We start from the raw sequence: 21,660 nt of genomic DNA, 5'->3' as shown, positions 1-21,660 counted from the left end.
TTAAAAACATAAATTTTCAAACAGAGGATGGGGAATATTTTAGCTATTTTTTATTTTTTACGCTTTCGTCCAATCTGTAAATGAATGAAAAAATCTCGGCTACCGTTTCATAAAGAGCCTCAGGGATTTGATCATCTACCGTCAAATGGCGCATTAATTCGACAAGGGTCCGATCTTCTTGAATCGGGACCCCTGCCTTTTTCGCTTCTTTAATAATGTTGTCGGCTACATGGCCCTTTCCTGTGGCAAGCACTCTCGGCGCCTTGTCTTTTTGTTCGTCATAATGAAGAGCCACAGCTTTTCTGATCGGTGTCTGCTCTTTCATATTTTCACATCCACTTCTTGATCACTGATACTTGTTATATATTGATCGATTGAAGCCTTTTCTTCGGTGTGAACCCTTTTTTTCGCGTTTACCCCTGAAAGGCTGTATCCCATTTCTTTTAACCCCTGTTTAAGCGCGGGAACCATCGGATCTATCGCAGCCTGCAGCTCGAAATCAGTCTCTATTGTAATGGTCATGACTTTTTGCTGTATCAAGCAATCAACGACGGTTTCTTTTAATGTATCAAGCTGCAGCAAAAACAAAAGGCGGCAATGGGAAGGATCAAGCTTGCCATCCGCTTCTTTCTTTCCTTTAAACAGAACGGTCATGTCCTGAATTCCTGACTTCGAAAACATCGGAAATGACAGTACAATTTGGCTGTATGACGGATGGTCCTGCTGCATGAAAAGCTGGCCATTTAATTTATGAAAAAGCTGATCGGCTTCTTGCTTGATTGGTTCGGCTACCTCATGCGATGCTCTTATAGCATGAAGAGCCAGCTTGATGGACTGCATTTCGTCAGATGTGTCTGCGCTTCCTTGTTCAAACGCTTTAATGAACGCAAGCTCGTCCCTTGCGCCAATTGCCGTTTTCACTTTGGATAAGAAGGAAAGAACATCTGCCTTATCCGCTAAATGAGGTGCTGTCTGCTGAACAGCCTTTAAAAAAACTTCGGCTTCCTGGTCTGTGATTTGTGCCGCCTGTAAATGAGCTGAAGCTGCAAGTGACTTACTATCACCCGTTGAACCAGCCGCTTTAATCCAATTTGCTGCTTCTTTCACTATTTGGAGACTGTTTTTTTCAGCAGATTCCGTCAGCTTTGCCAGCAGCTGGCGGGCTTCTTTGATTGGAATGTCTGAGGCTGCTTTAACAGGCTCTCCTTGTATGTTTCTCTGTTCTGCTAGATGATTTGCAACCGGCAGTCTGGCCTTTTCGGGGGAGCCTGCTGGTGTGCTAAGTTCCCTGTTTCCAGCTGTATTGGCGGAAGAGGGTGTTTTCGCAGTCTCCGTTAAAGAAATAAGCTTATCGATCAGCCGTTCTGCATGAACATCAATTTCACTATTTAAAAGCGCCGTAACTGCCTCCTTTAGCTTTGACATCATTTGGCTCTGCTGAGGGTTTTGTTCGATTGCCTGAACCAGCTGGGATATATGCTGATGCAATGGAACAGGCGATTTCACAGCATGAACACCATTCAAAACCTCGGAGTGAATGGGAAGATCGCGCTTTAAAGCGAAAAGAACCGTTTCAATCGCTTTTTTGGCGTCTTGCGACGGCAGCGTGTCCATCCAGCGGACAGCTGTTTTAATATCATTTTCTGTCACGGGTGTTTTGCTCTTCAGCATCGCTCCTGTCATCATGAGAGCTGCGTTTGACGGCTTCACTGAAATGGCATTTAAAAGCTTGCCAGCTGCATCCTGAATGGTTTTAGGATTTTGCTCAAAGCTTTGAACGACCTGAAGACGTCCTGTCTGTTCTGCCGTTTTTTCGTAGGAAAACCAATAGTATGCCTGAGGACGAAGCTGGGTTTCTAGTTTTCCCTGAACCGTTTGATTGCCGACTTGGATCAGGGCATGCTGATCTCCTAATAAACGAAGCACTTTGCCCAAAAGGAGACGTTTCTCCCCGTTTAGCGCTTCGTTTACATTTGATGTTTCCTGCGGGACTGCTGTACGCCCAAAAAGGTGCTGCAGCGCCTTTTGCACATCATTTCGTATGTTCATTTAAAAAAAGTGCCTCCTTGTCCATTGATTTATCTGAAAGATTGAACAGGAGCGAAAGTTTTGCGGTGCAATTCAGTTGGGCCGTATGCAGCGAGAGCTTCCAAATGTTCTTTTGTTCCATAGCCTTTATTTTTTTCAAACCCGTACATAGGGTACGTGTCGGCATAAGCGCTCATCATTCGGTCTCTCGTCACTTTTGCGATACACGCACCTGCCGCAATAGACACACTTTTGGCATCTCCTTTTATAATTGACGACTGAGCCATGTCGAGCGGCAGTGTCATTGCGTCAACAAGCAAATAATCAGGTGTATCCGACAAATCCTGTATCGCTTTCACCATTGCCATTTTAGAAGCTTCATATATATTGATTTCGTCAATGACTGCAGCTTCTACAATTCCTATCCCGACCGCCAGTGCTTCTTTCATAATAAGCTCGTAAAATTCCTCACGTTTTTTCTCTGAAAGCTTTTTGGAGTCTGTCAGCCCAAGTATTTCACATTCCTCTGGCAGGATGACTGCACTGGCGACAACTGGCCCTGCCAATGGCCCCCGTCCGACCTCGTCAACACCTGCAATCAAACGGAATCCTTTGTTTCTTGCCAGCCTTTCATAGGAAGTCATATTCACCCATTGTTCTTTCAGCGCTTTTTCTTTCGCTTGCTTTTTAAGCCATTGCTCTACAAGCGTTTGAACGCTTTTTCTCGGGTCGTTTTCGCACTGGGCAATAAATGGGTCTTGTGCATCCTTCACTTCCTGCAAACGGTCTTTAATGTCCTTTACGGTTAATGTATTCACTTTCTCTTCTCCCTTACTGTATGTATCGGTTCGGCCAAGAAAAAATAAAGACCCGCATTTCTGCGCGCCTTTACATCGTCGGCTGTTCAAATGACAGCCTGCCGAACTTTTCAGTGCGGATATCGCGAATGATGACTTCAGTCGTCTTATCGTAGTTAATAAGCCCACCGCTCATGAGACAGCCGCGTTTTTCACCTATTGCATCAAACAGCTCGGCAATGTCCTCCGGGATCTCATCAAGGCCGTAGCGCTCTTTAAGCCGTTCTGGATAATGTTCTTCAAGAAAACGAAGACCGAACACGGCTACATCCTGCAAATTGATAATCGAGTCTTTAATAGCGCCGGTGACTGCCAGTCTCAAGCCGACAAGCTCATCCTCAAATTTAGGCCACAAAATCCCCGGTGTATCTAATAACTCTAATTCTTTCCCAACTTTGACCCACTGTTGAGATGTCGTAATACCAGGTCTGTCTCCCGTTTTTGCTATGTTTTTCTTTGCAAGGCGGTTAATGAGCGTCGATTTCCCGACATTTGGAATACCGATAATCAAGGCGCGAATCGCTCTCGGCTTCACACCTTTCGCCCGCATTCGGTCAAATTTTTCTTGGAGGATCTCTTTTGATGCAGGCACAATTTGATTTAATCCTTGTCCATTTACAGAATTAATGGACAGAGAGCGGATCCCCTGGTTCTCAAAGTGCTCTTTCCATTGCTGTGTAACTGCCGCATCTGCTTTGTCAGCCTTGTTTAACAGCATAATTCGCGGCTTATTTTTTAGAATATCTTCAATCATTGGGTTTCTTGATGACATTGGAATTCTGGCATCTACTAATTCATATACGATATCGATTAATTTTAATTTTTCCGTTACTTCCCTTCTTGCCTTTGCCATATGGCCCGGGAACCATTGAATTGTCATGTGACACGAACACCGCCTTTATCTCTTCAGTATGCATGATTCATTGTTGTTCTTTATGTATTTTACGATGCCTGTCCGGCATTTTCAAATTCTGTATAAAAAAAGAGCTTGTTACAGGTAACAAGCTCTTTTCGTTCGTTATCATTATCGTCTGATCTCTTTAATACGAGCCGCTTTTCCGCGAAGTTCACGCAGGTAGTAAAGTTTAGCACGGCGTACTTTACCGTAACGTACAACTTCGATTTTCGCGATTTTTGGTGTGTGTACAGGGAAAGTACGTTCAACGCCAACACCGTAAGAAATCTTACGAACTGTGAACGTTTCGCTGATTCCACCACCACGACGCTTAATCACAACACCTTCAAAGATCTGGATACGCTCACGGTTACCCTCAACAACTTTAACGTGTACACGTAAAGTGTCACCAGGACGGAACGCAGGAAGATCAGTACGAAGTTGTTCTTTTGTGATATCTTCAATTAGTTTTTGCATCGTTTTCAACTCCTTCCAACAGATGCTCTTGGCCACAAAACACGGCACAGCGGAACATCGTTTTCAAGCTTGCAGCGGATAAGCCCGCTTAAGCCACAAGTAGTATCTTATCACAATTTCATAGCCTATGCAATAAAATCTATTCTTTTTCCCATTCAGAAATCCACTTTCTTTGCTGCTCTGTAAGCGGGTAGTCTTTCAACAGATCCGGACGTCTTAGGTAGGTCCTTCTGATCGATTCTTTATTCCGCCATTCTTCAATTTTTGCATGGTTTCCTGACAAAAGTGTTTCAGGCACTTTTAAACCTTTGTAATCTGCCGGTCTTGTATAATGCGGGTGCTCCAAGAGTCCGGTGCTGAATGAATCCTCAATATGGGAAGCCTCTTTACCCAGTACACCCGGAAGCAGTCTGACCACGCTGTCTGCGATCATCATTGCAGGGAGCTCACCGCCCGTCAGTACAAAGTCGCCAATTGATATTTCATCCGTTACCAGATGCTCGCGGATGCGTTCATCATAGCCTTCATAGTGGCCGCAAATGAACAGCAAATGCTCTTCCTTTGCTAATTGTTCGGCTTTTTTTTGGGTAAAACGCTCACCTTGCGGGCATACGAGGATAATACGCGGAGCAGCTGCTGCCTTTGATGTCAGGTCCTCGACCGCGTCAAAAACAGGCTGAGGCTTGAGAACCATACCTGCACCGCCGCCATAAGGATAATCATCAACAGTATTGTGCTTGTTATCAGAATACTCCCGGAAATTGACGACTTGAAACTGCACCGCATCTTTTTCCTGGGCTTTTTGAAGAATCGATGAGCCGAGCACACCTTCAAACATTTCTGGAAACAGCGTCAAAAAGTCGATTTTCATTCGTCTATTAACCCTTCCATGAGATCAATCTCAATTTTCTTTTCGCTGACATCAATATGTTTGACCACTGATTCAATGTAAGGAATGAGTGCGTCTTTTTTTCCTTTTCGTTCGATGACCCAAACGTCATTAGCTCCAGGCGTCAAAATTTCTTTGACCTTTCCAATGAGTTCGCCTTCCTCAGTAAATACTTCACACCCAATGATTTCGTGAAAATAAAATTCACCCTCATTCAGCTCTCCTAAATCTTCTTCAGGCACTTTAATGATTGCGTTTTTCAGCTCTTCTACTTCATTTAGGCTTTGTCTTTCTTTAAACTGCAGCAGATGAAATTGCTTATGCAGTCTATGCGTGTTTACCGTTACTTCCACTGGTTCGTTACGGCCGTCCATAAACAAATACAGCGTGTTTCCCGGCTTGTATCGTTCTTCGGCAAAATCTGTTTTCGAAATCACACGCACTTCGCCTTTGATTCCGTGGGTATTCACGATTTTGCCTACATTAAACCATCGCTTTGTCATATGATCACCTCTGGCGAATTTCAATTACTTTTCCGTCTTTTATGACGATGGTGTTCGCTGCTGTTTTTTCATGCCAGTCATCCCCGGCTTCAATCGTCAGCAGGGCATCGACTTCCTTTTCTCTCAACTCACTGCCAAGCGGCAATGTATGTACTTGAGCAATTTGAAAATCGATGATCTTTATATCATCTTTTCGCTTTTCTATTGCCTTTTTAAATTGTTCAATCATATCAGGGTTTTGTTGTTCTTTCTCGTGTTTTCTAAGCTGAAAATAGAGCTGGCTGCATTCTCGTTCAAGCATTTGTTTCTTTTCGGCAAAAGAAGTTAAAAGCTGTTCTTTGCTGCGCTCGGTTAAGACTTGCATAACGGCTACACGGTGAATAATTTGCATCGCACCAAGCTCCCCGCTTTTAAAACTTTTTCTCGCTCAGGCTTTTCTATTTTGCCTAAGCTTCTATCAGTTTACCCTTTTTTTGCGTGTAAAAAAAGGGGAGGTGCCGGCCCTCTCCCTTTTAGTCAAATATCTCAAATTGAACTTTCTTAGAAGACTGTGCGCCAGCTGCAAATACAGCTGTTCGAATCGCTTTTGCAGTCCGGCCTTGCTTTCCGATAACTTTACCGGTATCTGACTTATGGACAGATAAGCGCAGCGCAATCTTTTGATCGGTTTCTTCTCTTGTGACGCGAATGTCATCTGGATGATCAACAAGCGGGGTCACAATTCGGACAATCAAATCTTCCAAGTGTTGATCAGTCATTACTTGCCTTGTTTAGCGTTGTGGAATTTTTCCATGATTCCTTGGCTAGAGAACAAGTTGCGAACTGTATCAGATGGTTTCGCTCCAGTTTGAAGCCATTTAAGAGCAAGCTCTTCGTCAATTTTTACTTCCGCTGGTTTTGCAACCGGGTTGTAAGTTCCGACTGTTTCAATGAAACGGCCGTCACGTGGTGAACGAGAATCTGCTACAACAATACGATAGAAAGGAGATTTTTTTGCTCCCATACGTTTTAAACGAATTTTTACTGCCATTTTACTAGCACCTCCGAAAATATTTCAACAAGATAGTATATTAACAATGATAAAAGTGTTTGTAAAGTGTTTTTTCTTAACAATGGTTTTATCATGTATAACCGATTACATAAAAGGTAGCTTAAACCCTTTTTTCTTGCCTTTTGACATATTTGTCATCTGCTTCATCATTTTTTTCATTTCGTCAAACTGCTTAAGCAGACGGTTGACTTCCTGTACGGATGTCCCGCTTCCTTTTGCAATCCGCTTCCGCCGGCTGGCATTGATGATATCCGGCTGTTCTTTTTCAAGAACAGTCATTGATTTGATGATGGCTTCCACATGATTCAGCTGTTTTTCGTCAACTTGGATGTTTTTCAGGCCTTTCATTTTGCCTGCACCCGGCATCATTTGCAGAAGTTCATCAAGCGGTCCCATGTTTCTGACTTGCCCGAGCTGCTCCAGAAAATCGTCCAATGTGAAGCTCATCGTCCTCATTTTTTGTTCGAGCTCTTTGGCTTTGTCTTCATCAACGCTGGCCTGTGCTTTTTCAATCAATGTCAGCACGTCGCCCATGCCGAGAATCCTTGATGCCATGCGTTCAGGATGGAACGGCTCTAACGCATCAAGCTTTTCGCCCATACCCGCGAATTTAATCGGCGTGTTTGTGACCGCGCGAATAGAAAGCGCAGCCCCGCCGCGTGTGTCTCCATCCAGCTTCGTTAACACAACACCGGTTAAACCGAGCTGTTCATTAAAGCTTTTGGCAACATTCACAGCGTCCTGACCGGTCATTGAATCGACAACAAGGAAGATTTCTTCCGGATTGGCGATTTCTTTGACGTTGGTCAGTTCATCCATTAGTTCATGGTCGATATGCAAGCGGCCTGCCGTATCCAAAATGACATAGTCATAATGTTCTTCCTTGGCTTTCTCAATCGCTTGTTTCGCTATTTCTACAGGACTGACCTGATCACCAAGAGAGAAAACAGGCATATCTAGCTGTTTGCCGAGCGTTTCCAGCTGCTTAATTGCGGCTGGGCGGTAAATATCGGCAGCAACCAGCATCGGTTTGCGATTATGCTTTTTGCGCAGCAGATTCGCAAGCTTACCGCTTGTTGTCGTTTTACCGGCACCTTGGAGACCGACCATCATAATAACAGTCGGCGGCCTTTTTGCGACGGCGATTTTGCTCTCTTCGCCGCCCATCAGCTCAGTCAGTTCCTCTTGAACAACTTTAATGACCTGCTGGCCGGGCGTCAGACTTTTCATGACGTCTTGGCCTACAGCGCGTTCACTTACTTTTTTGACAAAATCCTTGACTACTTTAAAGTTAACGTCAGCCTCAAGCAGCGCAAGACGAACCTCACGCATCATATCTTTAACATCTTGTTCGCTGACTTTCCCTTTTCCGCGGATTTTAGAAATCGTCTGCTGCAGTCGGTCGGCTAATCCTTCAAATGCCATAGTTTGCCGCCTCCTAATCTAATTTCTCAAGCGCTTCAATCAGAGCTGTAATTTCTTCCTCTTCTTTTGAACCGGAAGCAAGCTCCTTCAGCTTATTAAACATCTCTTTACGCTCCTGAAACTTTTTCAAAAGGAGCAGCTTTTCTTCATATTGTTCAAGCATCGCTTCTGTTCGTTTGATGTTATCATAAACAGCTTGTCTTGAAACCTCATATTCTTCGGCTATTTCGCCTAGGGAGAAATCGTCCAAATAATAAAGCGACATATAGCTCTTCTGTTTTGACGTCAACAACGACTGATAAAAATCAAACAGATAATTCATTCTCGTTGTCTTTTCGAGTGACATTTGAGCTCTCCCCTTTGTTAAGTCAAATCCCTTTACGATAACTTAGTTTACACGGTTTTATTGACACTGTCAAGTTTTTATCTTGTCAAAGCATGCTGCTCTTTTTGCATAATAAATTCATTCAGAAAAATTCATATAGACCGCCGTTAAAATACTCGAATTCTTGTTTAGATACTCGATAGCGGCAATAGCCTTCGTAAAAAGCATTGAGAAATGCTTCATTTGTGGCAAAATTTCTGATCGCTAATGATTCATCATATCGCGGGTCTCCCGCCGATATTCCCGCAGCATCAATAAACAGACAGACCTCTCCGTCTTTCACCAGCACATTATCAGTTGTGCAGTCACCATGAATCATTGTCTGCTGAACAGGAACAGGCCTGTGCTGGTCCAATTCCTTCAAAAGCCATGCGCTGCCTTCAGCTTGTCCTTTTTCGACATAATCACCGGCTCGTTTGATTTGCAAATCGAGCCAATCTATTTCCGGCTGTAAATCAGGGACAAGTTCGGTTTCATGCAGACGATTGAGAAACTGGCCGAAGCTTTTGATCAGCTTTTTCTTTTCAGTATCTCCCTTTGCTTTTCTTAAAGCAGAAGTCAGTGTAATTCCATCTTCAAACGACATGACGATATGGCTGGAATGCTGTTGCTGGATAAACCCATAATAAACAGGGACAGGCAGACGATGAGTTCCGTTAAGCTTTTGTAAAACAAGGGCTTCTCTCCTTAACCATTCCCGATACCTCAGGTGAGAAGAACTTTTCAACAGATATGCGCCTTGGCTTGTCACTATTTTTCGAACGGTTGAAGTGCCTCCCTGTTCATCCAACAGCGACATGTGTTTTATTGCGCCGATCTTTTTTTTCAATTCAGCTTTCAGCCATTTGTCCAACAATCTGCACCCTCCATTCCAATATATCAATGCGTATAAAAAAACGAGTATAAAACTGTCCATTTTATACTCGCTTTTTATTCATTAATCCTCGGCTTTTTCCACTAAATCTGAAAAGAGCCCGTACACATACGATTCTGGATCAAATTCCTGGAGGTCATCAACTTTTTCACCTAACCCGACTAGTTTAACCGGGATGTGAAGCTCGTTGCGAATCGCAAGGACGATACCGCCTTTTGCCGTACCATCAAGCTTCGTTAAAGCAATGCCGGTAACATTTGTCGCTTTAGAGAACTCTTTTGCCTGGGCCATTGCATTTTGGCCAGTTGTGGCATCAAGGGCAAGCAGCACCTCATGCGGCGCTTCAGGAACCTCTCTTTCGATAACACGTTTCACTTTTTCAAGCTCTTTCATGAGATTGACTTTGTTTTGGAGACGACCTGCCGTATCACAAATTAATACATCGGCATTTCTTGCTTTTGCAGCATGAACAGCATCGTAGATGACAGCCGCCGGATCGCTTCCGGCCGTCTGCTTAATGACAGGCACTCCTGTACGCTCTCCCCATACTTCCAGCTGTTCAATGGCTCCCGCTCTAAAAGTGTCTCCGGCAGCAAGCACGACAGATTTTCCTTCTTGTTTCATTTTATGAGCAAGCTTTCCGATCGTTGTCGTTTTCCCAACGCCGTTTACACCTACCAGAAGGATTACGTTTAAACGCCCATCCTGGATATTCAGCTCTGAAATTTGCTCATCCCCGCTGTTATAAATCTCGACCAGTTTCTCAGAAATGACTGACTGGACTTCCTTCGGATCTTGGATATTTCTGCGTTTGACTTCTTTTTTTAGTTCATCTATCAATTCCATAACGGTTGTAAAACCGACATCCGCGCTGATAAGAACCTCTTCAAGCTCTTCGAAGAAATCCTCATCCACTTTACGGTAACGGGATACAAGATCATTCACTTTGTTTTGAAAGGAGTTTCTTGTTTTTTCAAGGCCATCCTTAAACTTTTCAGATACGGAATCTGTCTGTTTTGTGATTTTCTCTTTTAATTTTTTAAAAAAGCTCATCTTTTAACCTCTTTCCTCGTTACTGAACGAATTCTTTTGTTTCTTCCAGCTTAACTGAGATTACCTTGGACACACCGGACTCCTGCATGGTTACGCCGTATAGGACATCCGCTTCCTCCATCGTCCCTTTTCTGTGGGTAATCACAATAAACTGGGTATCTCTGCTGTATCTTTTTAAATACTGCGCAAACCGGAACACATTCGCTTCGTCAAGCGCAGCCTCTACTTCGTCAAGGACGCAAAACGGCACTGGGCGAACTTTTAAAATTGAGAATAAGAGCGCTATAGCCGTAAGCGCACGCTCTCCGCCTGACAGGAGATTTAAGTTTTGCAGTTTTTTCCCCGGCGGCTGTGCGATAATCTCAACTCCTGAGTGAAGCAGATCGTTAGGATCGGTGAGCCTCAATTCAGCTCGCCCCCCTCCGAATAAGGAGCGGAAGACTTGATCAAAGTGTGAGCGGATTTGGACGAATGTGTCGTTAAAGCGTTTCGTCATTTCTTCATCCATTTCTTCAATCACTTGGAACAGGGTATTTTTCGCTTCTGTTAAATCTTCTTTTTGTTCCGACAGAAACTTGTACCGTTCGTTGACCCTCTCAAACTCATCTATGCTTCCGAGGTTCACGGTACCAAGCTCTTCAATTGCGAGTTTAATCAGCTTCACGCGCTTTCTGGCTTCCTCTGGATCGGTTTCAAGCTGATATTTCTCTTTTGCCCCCTCAAAGGACAAGCTGTATTCCTCCCGCAAATACTGGAGTAAATTATCGAGCTCTACTTCCATTCGCCCAAGTTTGACTTCCTCGTCTTTTAAGAGTGTTGTTTTTTGTTTATACAGGCGTTTCATTTCTTTTAGCTCACGCTCATACGTATCAAGCCCATGCTGAAGCTTGATGCGCTGATCGCGCCTTAACGCAATCAGTTCGATCGTTTTCGTTTTGTCATTCAATTTATGTTTTGCGGCTTCTTCCAGCTTTTCTTCGCCGCTGGTGCTTGATGACATCTCTGACGTTAAGAAGCTTAAGTCTTCTTTTGCTTCTTTTAACGCAAACTCAGTTTCTGTGAGCTCTTTCTTTAATCTGGCAAGGTTGTCCTCTTCCCCCTTGCATGCCTGCTCCTTTTTGGCCGCTGCGATCTTCAGCTCAGTCAGCTCGTTGGAGAGAGACTCTTTCGTTGAGGATTGCGATTGTTTTTGTTTTGTCAGTCTGTCTATGTTCTCTTCAAGATGCTTCATCTTTTCAGATACGGCAGAGAGCTCTTCTTCAAGCTTGCGTTTGCGCGCTTTTTTCTCTTCATCGCTTTCTGACAGAGCAGATTTTTCTTGATCATAGAGCTCTAAATGGGTGTTGATATTTTTCTCGGCAACTTGAAGTTCGTACAGCTGGCCCTTCACATCCTGCTGCTTTAACCTTAAGCTTTCTCCGGTTTCTCTTAAGTCAGCCAGTTTTTTCTCCATATCCTGAATGGAGTGCTTAAGGGTTTTGACCTCTTGTTCAAGCAGAGCAGTTTTCTCTTCCATTTCAGCGAGCCGTTTCGTCACATCTTCTAGCTCCCGGCTTCTTCCGAGAAGGGAGTTATTTTTCTTTTTAACCGCGCCGCCCGTCATTGAGCCACCAGGGTTCACAACATCTCCCTCAAGGGTTACGATGCGGTACCGGTGCCCGAGAAGCTTCGCAAGCTCGTTTGCACCCTTTAAATCCTCTGTGATCAGCACGGTCCCAAGAAGATTCTGTATGACGCTTCGATATGCAGGATCAAATGTGACAAGTTCACTGGCAACCCCGAGAAATGATGAGTGCCGAGCGGCTGTTTCCCCGTCACGGCTTTGAAACTGGCGGTCTCTAATAACAGAAAGAGGCAAAAACGTCGCCCGGCCGAAGGAATTCTGCTTTAAATATTGAATCGCTTTGCGGGCAGACTGTTCATCGTCGGTCACGACGTGTTGAGCAGAAGCGCCGAGCGCTATTTCAATGGCCGTTTCATACTTCCGTTCTGTCGAGATCAGCTCAAGGACCGCTCCGCGAATTCCGCCAAGGCGCTCTTTCGCTTTCAGCACTTCTTTAACACCTTGATAAAAGCCGGAGAAATCCCCCTGCATCGTCTCAAGCATGTCCTTTTTTGCTCTCGCTTGCTGAACGTATTGGTATGCCTGATACAGAGCGGATTCATTTTTTTCGTATTGGCGCTTTTTCTGCTCATATTTTGTCTGCATATCACGATATGCACCAACTTGGCTGTGAATCTCCTGCTCAATTCGGGCAAATTCTGTTTCACATGCTGCTTTTCGCGCAGAAATATCACGCCGTTCCTGTATATGCTTTTCATTGTTGTCCGCGAGTCTCTGCAATGTGACAGCAGATTGGGACATCTGATCATCTAGGAGCTGGAGCTCGTTGCGAATCGAAGCCTGGCTGTTTAACAGCTCAAAGTAATCACTTTTCAGCTGCTCGATTTTCTCTTCGACATTTTCGTTGTGAAGACTTAGAGCCTGTTGTTTTTCTTTTACTTGAGCCCTTAGCTGTTTCACCTCTGCTTGAAGTGTTTCGAAGACAGCTTCCTGCTTCGCAAGCTCTTCTTTGAGCACCGTTTCTTTTTGCTGGAACTGAACAATGGCTTCTTCAAGCTGTTCTTGGTTTTGCACAGCGTTTTTCTTTCGTTCTTTCAGGACTTCTTTACGGCCTTCAAGCTTTTCCAGCTCTTCACTTGTTACCAGTAAAACTTGCTGGAGTTCATCTACTGATTCATCAAGCGCTTGAATTTTATCTCTCGCATCTTCGATTTTCGCTTCTTTCGCAGAAATCGCAGACGATTCAGCGAGCTCTTCTTCCTTTGCAAGCTGCACTTTCTCTTTAAGCGTTGACCATTTGCCATGCAGTTCTTCGATATCATAGGCAGTCAGCGCAATTTCAACATGCTCCAGCTCTTTCTTTTTCTCAAGGTAATCTTTCGCTATTGAAGCTTGAATTTTAAGAGGTTCAACCTGTCCTTCAAGCTCATGTAATATATCTTCTACCCGATTTAGGTTGTCTTGTGTTTCAAACAGTTTATTTTCTGCTTTTTTCTTTCTCGTTTTATATTTAAGCACCCCGGCCGCTTCTTCAAAGATACTGCGGCGATCCTCTGCTTTGCTGCTTAAAATCTCTTCCACTTTCCCTTGGCTGATAATAGAAAATGCTTCTTTACCAAGGCCGGAGTCCATAAATAAATCAATAATATCTTTTAAGCGGCATGGCTGATTGTTAATCAGAAACTCACTTTCGCCTGATCTGTACACACGTCTTGTGACACTAACCTCGTGGAAGTCAATTGGCAAGAAATGATCGTCATTATCAAGAGTAAGCGTAACTTCAGCTAGATTTAATCGCTTTCTTGAATCACTGCCGGCAAAAATAATGTCTTCCATTTTTCCGCCGCGAAGAGAGCGTGCCGATTGTTCGCCGAGAACCCAGCGAATGGCATCCGTGATGTTGCTTTTTCCGCTTCCGTTCGGGCCGACAACCGCTGTCACGCCTTTCACGAAGTCTACGGAAATCCGTTCTGCAAATGATTTAAATCCTATAACGTCTAAACGTTTGAGGAACATAGCGATCCTCCTTATGTAATAAGTATTTCAATTCTATCATAAACATTGGTGAAATAAGACGGCAAACATACTGAAATCCCCCTGAATTATAAGGGGGATTTTATTGATTCGTATGGTGTTTTTGCAATTTAGCTAAAGCTTCCTGAGCAGCGTGCTGTTCGGCTTCTTTCTTTGAACGGCCATTTCCGACACCGAGTGGTTCACCTTTTAGAGATACGATGGCTTCAAATTCACGGTTGTGCGCAGGTCCTTTTTCGTTGGAGATTTTATACTCCAGAGAGCCTTTGCCGTCCCGCTGCACGTATTCCTGCAGCTGGCTTTTGAAATCCATCACATGAGAAAAAGCACCATCGTTAATTTTAGGGAACACATAAACTTTTAAGAAACTTTCGACCGGCTCTAATCCTTGGTCAAGATACAAGGCTCCGATAAATGCCTCAAAAACATCTGCCAATAGAGCAGGACGCTTTCTTCCGCCTGTCATTTCCTCACCTTTTCCCAACAGGACAAGGTCGCCGAATGACAGTTCGTGAGCCAATGAAACGAGAGACGGTTCGCAAACAATTGCGGCTCTCAATTTCGTCAAATCTCCTTCACTCATAGCCGGGTATTTGGCAAATAAGAATCTGGAGATCGTCAGTTCCAAAACAGCGTCACCTAAAAATTCAAGCCTTTCATTATCTTCATACGGCTTTTTCCGATGCTCATTCACATAAGATGAATGTGTAAATGCTTGATACAAAAGCTTTTCATTTTGAAAGTGAACCGAAATCCGTTCTTGAAACTCTTTAAATTGTTCTACTTTTTTATAGAACTTTTTTTTATCTTTATAATGTGAGTGTTTTGACATAGTAACCTCCATAGGCACATCAGGTTCACCGCGCTTCTCTGACTAAACCGGATACAGCGCGCGTAAAAGCGGCATGCTGTAATAACTGCACGAATAAAGGGCTAAAGCCCCGCGTTTCGGCGGGACTTTTAGCATCAGCTTATTGCTGGTTTTGTATGTAGTTCACAGCGTCGCCGACTGTTGCAATCTTTTCAGCATCTTCGTCAGAAATTTCCATATCAAACTCGTCTTCAAGTTCCATAACAAGCTCAACTACATCTAGGGAATCAGCACCTAAGTCTTCCTTGAAAGAAGCTTCAAGTTTGACGTCTGCTTCATCAACGCCAAGGCGATCTACGATGATTTTCGTTACACGCTCTAATGTATCTGCCATAGCAATTCACCTCCCCTCAAGTATTATAGTGGATTCGTTTTTAAAAAACTAGAGAAACTATGATGAAATTTTCGAGAAAAAACTTACATCACCATTCCGCCGTCAATATGAAGTGTTTGGCCTGTCATGTAACGTGCTCCCTCTGAAGCAAGGAACGTGACAACACTGCTGACATCGCCGGGTTCGCCAAAGCGCGCGAGCGGAATTTGTTTCAGCATTTCATCTTGAACGTCTTTTGCAAGTTTATCTGTCATATCAGTTGAGATAAATCCTGGCGCTATCGCATTTACCGTAATATTTCGGCTGGCCAGCTCTTTAGCGGAAGATTTGGTTAAACCGATGACGCCGGCTTTTGCAGCCACGTAGTTGGCTTGTCCAGGGTTTCCGCTGACGCCTACGATAGACGATACGTTAATAATACGTCCTGAACGCTGTTTCATCATTTGTCTTGTCACAGCTTTTGTGCAGTTGAAAACACCCTTCAGGTTAATGTTAATGACATCATCCCATTCGTCTTCCTTCATTCTCATGATGAGATTGTCTCTTGTAATTCCCGCATTATTAACCAGAATATCAATCGTAGAAAAAACAGAAAGCGTTTCTTTTATCATGTTTTGTACATCTTCGGGATTTGATACATCCGCTTTGACAGCAATTGCTTTTCTGCCCATTGATTTGATTTCATCAACCACTTCATTTGCTTTCGCTTCATTGCCGGAGTAGTTCACGACAACATTCGCGCCGCTTTTTGCCAGGTCAAGGGCGATTGAGCGGCCAATTCCGCGGGATGCGCCAGTGACAATAGCCGTTTTATCATTAAGCATTATCATTCTCCTCCTTAAGCGTTTGAATTGCCAGCTCGATCGTTTCCGGATCTGATACAGCAATTGTTTTTAATCGTCTGTTTACTTTTTTCACAAGGCCTGAAAGCACTTTTCCGGGACCGATTTCAACAAAAGTCGTAACGCCCTCTGCAATCAGCTTGTTAATGCTTTCCTCAAAACGAACAGGAGAGTAAAGCTGCTCAATGAGTTTTTGTTTGATTTCAGCTTTTTCAGTCATCACGTCAGCAGAAACATTTGAGATGACCGGAACGTCAGCGTCTTTTATGTCACAAGCATCCAATACCTCTTTCAGCTTTTCAGCTGCCGGTTTCATCAGTTCGGAATGGAACGGACCGCTTACTTCAAGCGGAATCGCGCGTTTTGCACCATTCTCTTTTGCCAGTTCAGATGCAAGCTCAACCCCTTTAGCTGTTCCGGAAATAACGATTTGTCCAGGACAGTTGAGATTCGCAAGCTGTACAAGGTTGCCTTCCTTCGTGACTTTATCAGTTACTTGCTTTAACGCTTCAGCATCCATGCCGAGAATCGCAGCCATTGCTCCTTCGCCAGCCGGTACCGCTTCATTCATAAACTCTCCGCGTTTTCTGACGGTGTAAACAGCATCTTTGAAGGACAGGGCACCAGCCGCAACCAGTGCAGAATATTCACCAAGGCTGTGCCCTGCTGTGAAATCAGGTGTAATGCCAGATTCTTTAAATTTCTCAAGAACAGCAATGCTTGTCGTAAGCAAAGCAGGCTGCGCATTGTATGTAAGTGTTAATTCTTCAGCAGCACCCTCAAAAATAAGCGAGCTGAGTTTTGTTTCTAACGTTTCATCGGCTTCATCAAACAGACGCTTTGCAGCAGGCACCTGCTCATAAAGCTCTTTTCCCATGCCGATAAATTGTGAACCCTGACCCGGGAATAAAAATGCAAACTTACTCATGATGTAAAAACCTCCAGACTACTCATCTGTTTTTTCTTCTTTTACTTCTTCCTGAATGAGTTCAGCCACATTTTGGCTGACCATCTCTCTTGCTTGCCGAATCGCATGAAATACTGCATGAGAATCTGATGAGCCGTGCGCCTTGATCACAGGGGCTTTTAAGCCAAAAAGACTTGCTCCACCATAATTCGAGTACTCCATTTTCATTTTCATTTCTTTCAACTTTGGCTTCAGCACAGCTGCTGCAAGCTTGGATGTGAAAGTAGACGTCATTACTTCTCTCATCATTTTAAAAATAGACAACGCAGAGCCTTCCAGCGTTTTGAGTGTAACATTCCCGGTAAAGCCGTCTGTTACTACAACATCCGCCACATCATCTAATAGGTCTCGCGCTTCCACGTTTCCGATAAAATTGATGTTCTCTGTGTCTTTTAACATTTGAAACGTTTGTTTCGTCAGTTCGTTTCCTTTTTTATCTTCTGTTCCGACATTTAAAAGCCCGACTCTCGGTGAAGAGACACCGCGCACTTGCTGAGAATAAACAGAGCCCATGATGGCGTATTGAACGAGGTGCTCCGGCTTGGCATCGACATTGGCGCCGACATCAAGCAGAAGAAATCCGCCTCCCGAAACGGTCGGAAGTGTCGGGGCAAGCGCCGGTCGGTCAATTCCTTTAATTCTTCCGACGATAAAGAGACCGGCTGTCATTAACGCACCGGTATTCCCTGCTGAAATGCAGGCGTCAGCTCTGTTTTCCGCAACCTCCTGCGCCATAAGAACCATTGATGAGTTCTTTTTTCTTCGCACGGCGCGGACCGGTTCATCCGTAGGCTCAATCACTTCATCTGCGTGCAGCACCGTGATGCGATCTGATGTTGTTGTTAAATGTGATTCTATCGTTGATTTGTCACCGACAAGTGTGATATGGAGATCATCAAATGCCTCTATACCTTTTATAACTCCGTCAATAACAGCTTTGGGAGCGTGGTCTCCTCCCATTGCATCTACAGCTATTCTCATGCATGCTCCACCTTTATGAATGTTTTGAACGATACATGTCAAAGCGTCCAGAAAAAACAATTTCTTCGCCAACGTAGCTGTTCACTTCGACAACCGTTCTTCCTTTTTCTTTTTCGACAGCCGTTACTTTCGCTTTCGCTACGACGCGTTCTCCCTGCTTTACCTGTCTTGTAAAGCGGATGTCTGCACTTGCAGTCAGCGCCAGCTCGTCATCAATGACTGCAACGGCCAAAGAATTCGCCTGTGCAAATAAATGGTGTCCTCTCGCAATCTGATTCCGGCTGAACACATGCTCCTGTTTTATTTCTAAAATGGATATCGCCTGATCATCCAGCTCAAGGTCAATAATTTCTCCGATAACTTCATCAAGTGACAGGGACTTTACTTCGTCCTCAAGTGTTTTCTCTGCCACGTTCTTAATTCTTTCTCTCAGCTCCGGTATGGAAAGCTCTAAGCGGTCCAAACGTATCGTCTGGATGCTCACCCCGAATTTACCAGCTAATTCTTCATCTGTAATAAAAGGGGTTGCTTGAATCGTCTGCTGAAGTAATTCCTGGCGTTCTCTCTTATTTCTTCTCATATCTAAACACCATCCGGACAATTAAGACTAGGTACTAATAGTAGTATATAATTTCATAGATTGGAATGCAACGATTGTTTCTGGCTGAACACCAAAAACTTCTGATGCTCAGCTTAATTTTTCCCCGTCCATCACTCCGCTCTTCAGCAAATGCTCTCTTAACACAGCGTATTCCGGCTCCTTCCAGAACGCGTCGGAAGCCACAAGATTCGCAGCATCCTGCCTTGCCGTTTCAAGCGCTCTGTAATCATGAACCATGTCCGCCACCTTGAATTCCGGCATTCCGCTTTGTTTTTTCCCAAAGAAATCACCGGGACCTCTCAGTTCCAGATCCTTTTCAGACAGCTCGAACCCGTCATTGGTCTCCGACATGATCCTCATCCGTTCTTTCCCTGTTTCTGATTTTGGATCAGCCATCAGAATACAGAAAGATTGATGTTCCCCCCGTCCGACTCGGCCGCGCAGCTGGTGAAGCTGTGACAGCCCGAAACGGTCGGCGTCATAAATCACCATAATCGTTGCATTCGGAACATTCACGCCGACCTCAACGACAGTGGTGGATACGAGAATTTGACAATGATTGGTGCTGAATTCTCTCATGACCTGGTCTTTTTCATCTGAATGCAGCTTTCCGTGCATAAGACCGACGTTCCATTTCCCCCGAAAAATATCAGAAAGCATATTGTACACGTCAATGGCGTTTTGCACATCAAGCTTGTCTGATTCTTCAATCAGCGGACAGATGATATAAGCCTGTCTGCCTTGCTTTAATTCTTTTTCGACAAATGCCAAAATGCGATCCAGCATGTCATGTTTTACCCAATAGGTTTCGATTTGCTTTCGTCCAGCCGGCATCTCATCAATAACTGATACGTCCATTTCACCGAACACTGTGATCGCTAACGTTCTTGGAATCGGAGTGGCTGTCATAAAGAGAACATCGGGATCCTGCCCTTTGTTCCGAAGCTTTTTGCGCTGCTCAACCCCAAAACGATGCTGTTCATCTGTAATAACAAGACTCAGCGCCTTAAACTCCACCTCATCTTGGATTAAAGCGTGGGTTCCTACAAGAATATCAATCTCTCCCGCCGCAAGACGCTCAAGCAATTCTTTTCGCCGCTTCCCTTTAACGGAGCTTGTCAAAAGAGCCACGCTGACATCCCATTTTTCAAATAGTGAAACAAGCGAATCAGCATGCTGTTCGGCCAGAATTTCTGTCGGCACCATGAGCGCTCCTTGGTATCCGGATAAGATCGCGGCATACAGCGCAATCGCAGCGACTGCTGTTTTTCCTGATCCAACGTCCCCTTGAAGAAGACGGTTCATTCTGTATGGAGAAGACATGTCTGCTGTTATTTCGCGAAGAACGCGTGACTGGGCATTTGTGAGGGGAAACGGGAGGCTTTTGATAAATCTCATGAGTTCTTCGTTTGAAAAAACCTGCCGTATCCCTTGTGTCTGCTCTCTTTCCGCCTTTCGGAACGCCTGCATTTTCAACTGAAACAGCAAAAATTCTTCGTAAACAAACCGTCGTCTGGCAAGCTTTAATGCTTCCCTTGTTTCAGGCTGGTGCATTGCTTTTAACGCCTCATAATAGTCAGGCAATTTATAGCTTTTTCTTAGCTTTTCCGGAAGAGGATCATCAGGAAGTGATTCTGCATATTGGGTCAGCGCCTGCTGAATAAAACGCCTCATCATTTTGACGGTAACATTTTCTTTCACAGAATACACTGGTTCAATGCTTTTATCCTCTTGATGCGGCCCGTTTTTCAACTCCTGAACAGAGATGGTTTGGCGGTGCTTGTCCCATTTACCTGAGACCGTCACAACAGAGCCGAGCGAAAGCTTTTTCTTCAAATAAGGCCTGTTAAAACATACGGCTGTGATTAAATAGTTGCCGACAAGAACCCGAAATGTCAGCCTGTTTCGTTTTTTTCCGTAATAGGTAAGAGAAGGCTCTGAATGAACCTTCCCTTCGACTGTGACTCTTTCATCATGCTTTACTTCTTCTAAATCCCTCAGCTCGTAGTCATCATAACGATAAGGGAAATAATTCAGAAGATCAGAAATGTCATAAATTCCGAGTTCGTGTAATGTTTTTTCTGTTTCCGGCCCAATACCCTTAATGTTAGCTATACTAGTTTGCTGATGTTGTTTCACGTGAACCTAGCGCTCCTCCGAAAATTTTTTTCTCTAACTCTCTTCCAGTCGGTGTGGCCGCTAAACCGCCCTGGCCTGTTTCCCTAAGTGCAGTTGGCATCGTTTGGCCTATTTTATACATGGCATCGATAACCTCATCACATGGAATACGGCTAGTAATGCCCGCCAATGCCATATCAGCGGCGATCATCGCATTTGACGCGCCCATCGCATTCCGTTTCACGCAGGGCACCTCAACAAGCCCCGCTACAGGGTCGCACACGAGGCCTAGCATATTTTTTAATGTAATGGCCATGGCCTCCGCGCTTTGTTCGGGGGTTCCTCCTGCCATTTCAACAATGGCCGCAGCCGCCATGCCTGAAGCTGATCCAACCTCTGCCTGACATCCTCCGGCAGCACCGGAAATACTTGCGTTATTGGCGACGACAAATCCGAAGGCTCCGGCCGTAAACAAAAAGCGAATCATTTGTTCTCTCGTTGGATTCAGCTTTTCTTTTACAGCAAATAACGTGCCGGGCACCACACCGGCAGAACCTGCAGTCGGTGTCGCACAGATAGTTCCCATAGCTGCATTTACTTCATTTGTTGCAACGGCTTTCGATACAGCATCTAAAATCAGCGGGCCAGACAGGCTTTTTCCTGATCGAATATAAGCCTGTAATTTAACGGCGTCTCCGCCCGTTAAACCCGTTTGGCTCGTCACTCCCTCGAGTCCTTTCTGAACCGCCGCTTCCATAACAGACAGGTTATGATCCATCTGCTGAAAAATGTCCTCTTTTGTTTTTTCTGTTACTTCCATCTCTTGAGCGATCATCACATCAGAGATCAATATTTGTTTTTCTTTAGTAATCTCAATTAATTCCTTTACATTACGAAACATAACTGGCTCC

General features: G+C 44.4%; 23 protein-coding genes. All 23 read right to left on the bottom strand.

What is annotated here, in order from left to right; translation table 11 throughout:
• Nucleotides 1-43: 43 nt before the first annotated feature.
• Nucleotides 44-325: a FlhB-like flagellar biosynthesis protein gene (locus C1T29_RS09960; protein WP_014663956.1), complete on the bottom strand. Its 282-nt coding sequence runs from the start codon at nucleotides 323-325 to the stop codon at nucleotides 44-46.
• Nucleotides 322-2,049: a hypothetical protein gene (locus C1T29_RS09955; protein WP_103748771.1), complete on the bottom strand. Its 1,728-nt coding sequence runs from the start codon at nucleotides 2,047-2,049 to the stop codon at nucleotides 322-324. Before C1T29_RS09955 ends, C1T29_RS09960 begins: the two co-directional genes overlap by 4 nt.
• A 29-nt stretch (nucleotides 2,050-2,078) precedes the next feature.
• Nucleotides 2,079-2,846, bottom strand: a complete 768-nt coding sequence (rnhB, locus tag C1T29_RS09950) for a ribonuclease HII (protein WP_103748772.1) — start codon at nucleotides 2,844-2,846, stop codon at nucleotides 2,079-2,081.
• Between the two features lie 70 nt (nucleotides 2,847-2,916).
• Entirely contained in the window at nucleotides 2,917-3,765 is an 849-nt protein-coding gene (gene ylqF / locus C1T29_RS09945; RefSeq protein ID WP_009967235.1) for a ribosome biogenesis GTPase YlqF, read from the bottom strand.
• 144 nt (nucleotides 3,766-3,909) lie between these two features.
• Complete coding sequence (rplS, locus tag C1T29_RS09940; RefSeq protein WP_003220825.1) at nucleotides 3,910-4,257, bottom strand: 50S ribosomal protein L19; 348 nt, start codon at nucleotides 4,255-4,257, stop codon at nucleotides 3,910-3,912.
• A gap of 139 nt (nucleotides 4,258-4,396) precedes the next feature.
• On the bottom strand, nucleotides 4,397-5,128 hold the full coding sequence (trmD, locus tag C1T29_RS09935) for a tRNA (guanosine(37)-N1)-methyltransferase TrmD (RefSeq protein ID WP_003232011.1): 732 nt from the start codon (nucleotides 5,126-5,128) through the stop codon (nucleotides 4,397-4,399).
• Nucleotides 5,125-5,649: a ribosome maturation factor RimM gene (rimM, locus tag C1T29_RS09930; protein ID WP_014663951.1), complete on the bottom strand. Its 525-nt coding sequence runs from the start codon at nucleotides 5,647-5,649 to the stop codon at nucleotides 5,125-5,127. Before rimM ends, trmD begins: the two co-directional genes overlap by 4 nt.
• A 4-nt stretch (nucleotides 5,650-5,653) precedes the next feature.
• Complete coding sequence (locus C1T29_RS09925) at nucleotides 5,654-6,040, bottom strand: YlqD family protein (protein ID WP_103748773.1); 387 nt, start codon at nucleotides 6,038-6,040, stop codon at nucleotides 5,654-5,656.
• Between the two features lie 121 nt (nucleotides 6,041-6,161).
• Complete coding sequence (locus C1T29_RS09920; RefSeq protein ID WP_014663949.1) at nucleotides 6,162-6,407, bottom strand: KH domain-containing protein; 246 nt, start codon at nucleotides 6,405-6,407, stop codon at nucleotides 6,162-6,164.
• Entirely contained in the window at nucleotides 6,407-6,679 is a 273-nt protein-coding gene (rpsP, locus tag C1T29_RS09915) for a 30S ribosomal protein S16 (protein WP_003220815.1), read from the bottom strand. Before rpsP ends, C1T29_RS09920 begins: the two co-directional genes overlap by 1 nt.
• A 105-nt stretch (nucleotides 6,680-6,784) precedes the next feature.
• Nucleotides 6,785-8,125 (bottom strand): signal recognition particle protein, encoded by a 1,341-nt coding sequence (gene ffh / locus C1T29_RS09910; RefSeq protein WP_014663948.1) that lies wholly within the window; start codon nucleotides 8,123-8,125, stop codon nucleotides 6,785-6,787.
• Nucleotides 8,126-8,138: 13 nt separating this feature from the next.
• Nucleotides 8,139-8,471 (bottom strand): putative DNA-binding protein, encoded by a 333-nt coding sequence (locus C1T29_RS09905; protein ID WP_003238590.1) that lies wholly within the window; start codon nucleotides 8,469-8,471, stop codon nucleotides 8,139-8,141.
• A 121-nt stretch (nucleotides 8,472-8,592) separates the two neighbouring features.
• The gene (locus C1T29_RS09900) at nucleotides 8,593-9,363 is read right to left on the bottom strand and encodes a phosphotransferase family protein (protein ID WP_103748985.1); all 771 of its coding nucleotides are present in this window, start codon (nucleotides 9,361-9,363) and stop codon (nucleotides 8,593-8,595) included.
• A gap of 84 nt (nucleotides 9,364-9,447) precedes the next feature.
• Nucleotides 9,448-10,437 carry a signal recognition particle-docking protein FtsY gene (gene ftsY / locus C1T29_RS09895; RefSeq protein ID WP_014663946.1) on the bottom strand — a complete coding sequence of 330 codons (990 nt, stop codon included), beginning with the start codon at nucleotides 10,435-10,437 and terminating at the stop codon, nucleotides 9,448-9,450.
• A gap of 19 nt (nucleotides 10,438-10,456) precedes the next feature.
• Nucleotides 10,457-14,017, bottom strand: a complete 3,561-nt coding sequence (gene smc, locus C1T29_RS09890; RefSeq protein WP_095431295.1) for a chromosome segregation protein SMC — start codon at nucleotides 14,015-14,017, stop codon at nucleotides 10,457-10,459.
• 100 nt (nucleotides 14,018-14,117) lie between these two features.
• Complete coding sequence (rncS, locus tag C1T29_RS09885; RefSeq protein ID WP_103748774.1) at nucleotides 14,118-14,867, bottom strand: ribonuclease III; 750 nt, start codon at nucleotides 14,865-14,867, stop codon at nucleotides 14,118-14,120.
• A gap of 139 nt (nucleotides 14,868-15,006) precedes the next feature.
• Nucleotides 15,007-15,240, bottom strand: a complete 234-nt coding sequence (acpP, locus tag C1T29_RS09880) for an acyl carrier protein (protein WP_003154310.1) — start codon at nucleotides 15,238-15,240, stop codon at nucleotides 15,007-15,009.
• 83 nt (nucleotides 15,241-15,323) lie between these two features.
• Complete coding sequence (fabG, locus tag C1T29_RS09875) at nucleotides 15,324-16,064, bottom strand: 3-oxoacyl-[acyl-carrier-protein] reductase (protein ID WP_014113766.1); 741 nt, start codon at nucleotides 16,062-16,064, stop codon at nucleotides 15,324-15,326.
• Nucleotides 16,057-17,010: an ACP S-malonyltransferase gene (fabD, locus tag C1T29_RS09870; protein WP_095431294.1), complete on the bottom strand. Its 954-nt coding sequence runs from the start codon at nucleotides 17,008-17,010 to the stop codon at nucleotides 16,057-16,059. Before fabD ends, fabG begins: the two co-directional genes overlap by 8 nt.
• An 18-nt stretch (nucleotides 17,011-17,028) precedes the next feature.
• Nucleotides 17,029-18,030, bottom strand: coding sequence for a phosphate acyltransferase PlsX (gene plsX, locus C1T29_RS09865; protein ID WP_095431293.1), 1,002 nt, complete (start codon nucleotides 18,028-18,030; stop codon nucleotides 17,029-17,031).
• 13 nt (nucleotides 18,031-18,043) lie between these two features.
• A complete protein-coding gene (gene fapR / locus C1T29_RS09860; RefSeq protein ID WP_003232044.1) occupies nucleotides 18,044-18,610 on the bottom strand; it encodes a transcription factor FapR in 567 nt (188 codons plus the stop codon).
• Between the two features lie 108 nt (nucleotides 18,611-18,718).
• Nucleotides 18,719-20,770, bottom strand: coding sequence for an ATP-dependent DNA helicase RecG (gene recG / locus C1T29_RS09855; RefSeq protein WP_095431292.1), 2,052 nt, complete (start codon nucleotides 20,768-20,770; stop codon nucleotides 18,719-18,721).
• Nucleotides 20,748-21,650 carry an L-serine ammonia-lyase, iron-sulfur-dependent, subunit alpha gene (gene sdaAA, locus C1T29_RS09850; RefSeq protein WP_003232049.1) on the bottom strand — a complete coding sequence of 301 codons (903 nt, stop codon included), beginning with the start codon at nucleotides 21,648-21,650 and terminating at the stop codon, nucleotides 20,748-20,750. Before sdaAA ends, recG begins: the two co-directional genes overlap by 23 nt.
• Nucleotides 21,651-21,660: the final 10 nt, after the last annotated feature.

Source organism: Bacillus sp. MBGLi79 (assembly GCF_002953915.1).
Note: the sequence above shows the minus strand (reverse complement) of the source record. Positions and strands in the feature narration are given on the sequence as shown.

Excerpts from the sequence above, each read along its gene's own strand:
- C1T29_RS09960 (WP_014663956.1), bottom strand. The coding sequence starts at position 325 with ATGAAAGAGCAGACACCGATCAGAAAAGCTGTGGCTCTTCATTATGAC.
- C1T29_RS09955 (WP_103748771.1), bottom strand. The coding sequence starts at position 2,049 with ATGAACATACGAAATGATGTGCAAAAGGCGCTGCAGCACCTTTTTGGG.
- ylqF (WP_009967235.1), bottom strand. The coding sequence starts at position 3,765 with ATGACAATTCAATGGTTCCCGGGCCATATGGCAAAGGCAAGAAGGGAA.
- rplS (WP_003220825.1), bottom strand. The coding sequence starts at position 4,257 with ATGCAAAAACTAATTGAAGATATCACAAAAGAACAACTTCGTACTGAT.
- trmD (WP_003232011.1), bottom strand. The coding sequence starts at position 5,128 with ATGAAAATCGACTTTTTGACGCTGTTTCCAGAAATGTTTGAAGGTGTG.
- rimM (WP_014663951.1), bottom strand. The coding sequence starts at position 5,649 with ATGACAAAGCGATGGTTTAATGTAGGCAAAATCGTGAATACCCACGGA.
- C1T29_RS09925 (WP_103748773.1), bottom strand. The coding sequence starts at position 6,040 with ATGCAAATTATTCACCGTGTAGCCGTTATGCAAGTCTTAACCGAGCGC.
- C1T29_RS09920 (WP_014663949.1), bottom strand. The coding sequence starts at position 6,407 with ATGACTGATCAACACTTGGAAGATTTGATTGTCCGAATTGTGACCCCG.
- rpsP (WP_003220815.1), bottom strand. The coding sequence starts at position 6,679 with ATGGCAGTAAAAATTCGTTTAAAACGTATGGGAGCAAAAAAATCTCCT.
- ffh (WP_014663948.1), bottom strand. The coding sequence starts at position 8,125 with ATGGCATTTGAAGGATTAGCCGACCGACTGCAGCAGACGATTTCTAAA.
- C1T29_RS09905 (WP_003238590.1), bottom strand. The coding sequence starts at position 8,471 with ATGTCACTCGAAAAGACAACGAGAATGAATTATCTGTTTGATTTTTAT.
- ftsY (WP_014663946.1), bottom strand. The coding sequence starts at position 10,437 with ATGAGCTTTTTTAAAAAATTAAAAGAGAAAATCACAAAACAGACAGAT.
- smc (WP_095431295.1), bottom strand. The coding sequence starts at position 14,017 with ATGTTCCTCAAACGTTTAGACGTTATAGGATTTAAATCATTTGCAGAA.
- rncS (WP_103748774.1), bottom strand. The coding sequence starts at position 14,867 with ATGTCAAAACACTCACATTATAAAGATAAAAAAAAGTTCTATAAAAAA.
- acpP (WP_003154310.1), bottom strand. The coding sequence starts at position 15,240 with ATGGCAGATACATTAGAGCGTGTAACGAAAATCATCGTAGATCGCCTT.
- fabG (WP_014113766.1), bottom strand. The coding sequence starts at position 16,064 with ATGCTTAATGATAAAACGGCTATTGTCACTGGCGCATCCCGCGGAATT.
- fabD (WP_095431294.1), bottom strand. The coding sequence starts at position 17,010 with ATGAGTAAGTTTGCATTTTTATTCCCGGGTCAGGGTTCACAATTTATC.
- plsX (WP_095431293.1), bottom strand. The coding sequence starts at position 18,030 with ATGAGAATAGCTGTAGATGCAATGGGAGGAGACCACGCTCCCAAAGCT.
- fapR (WP_003232044.1), bottom strand. The coding sequence starts at position 18,610 with ATGAGAAGAAATAAGAGAGAACGCCAGGAATTACTTCAGCAGACGATT.
- sdaAA (WP_003232049.1), bottom strand. The coding sequence starts at position 21,650 with ATGTTTCGTAATGTAAAGGAATTAATTGAGATTACTAAAGAAAAACAA.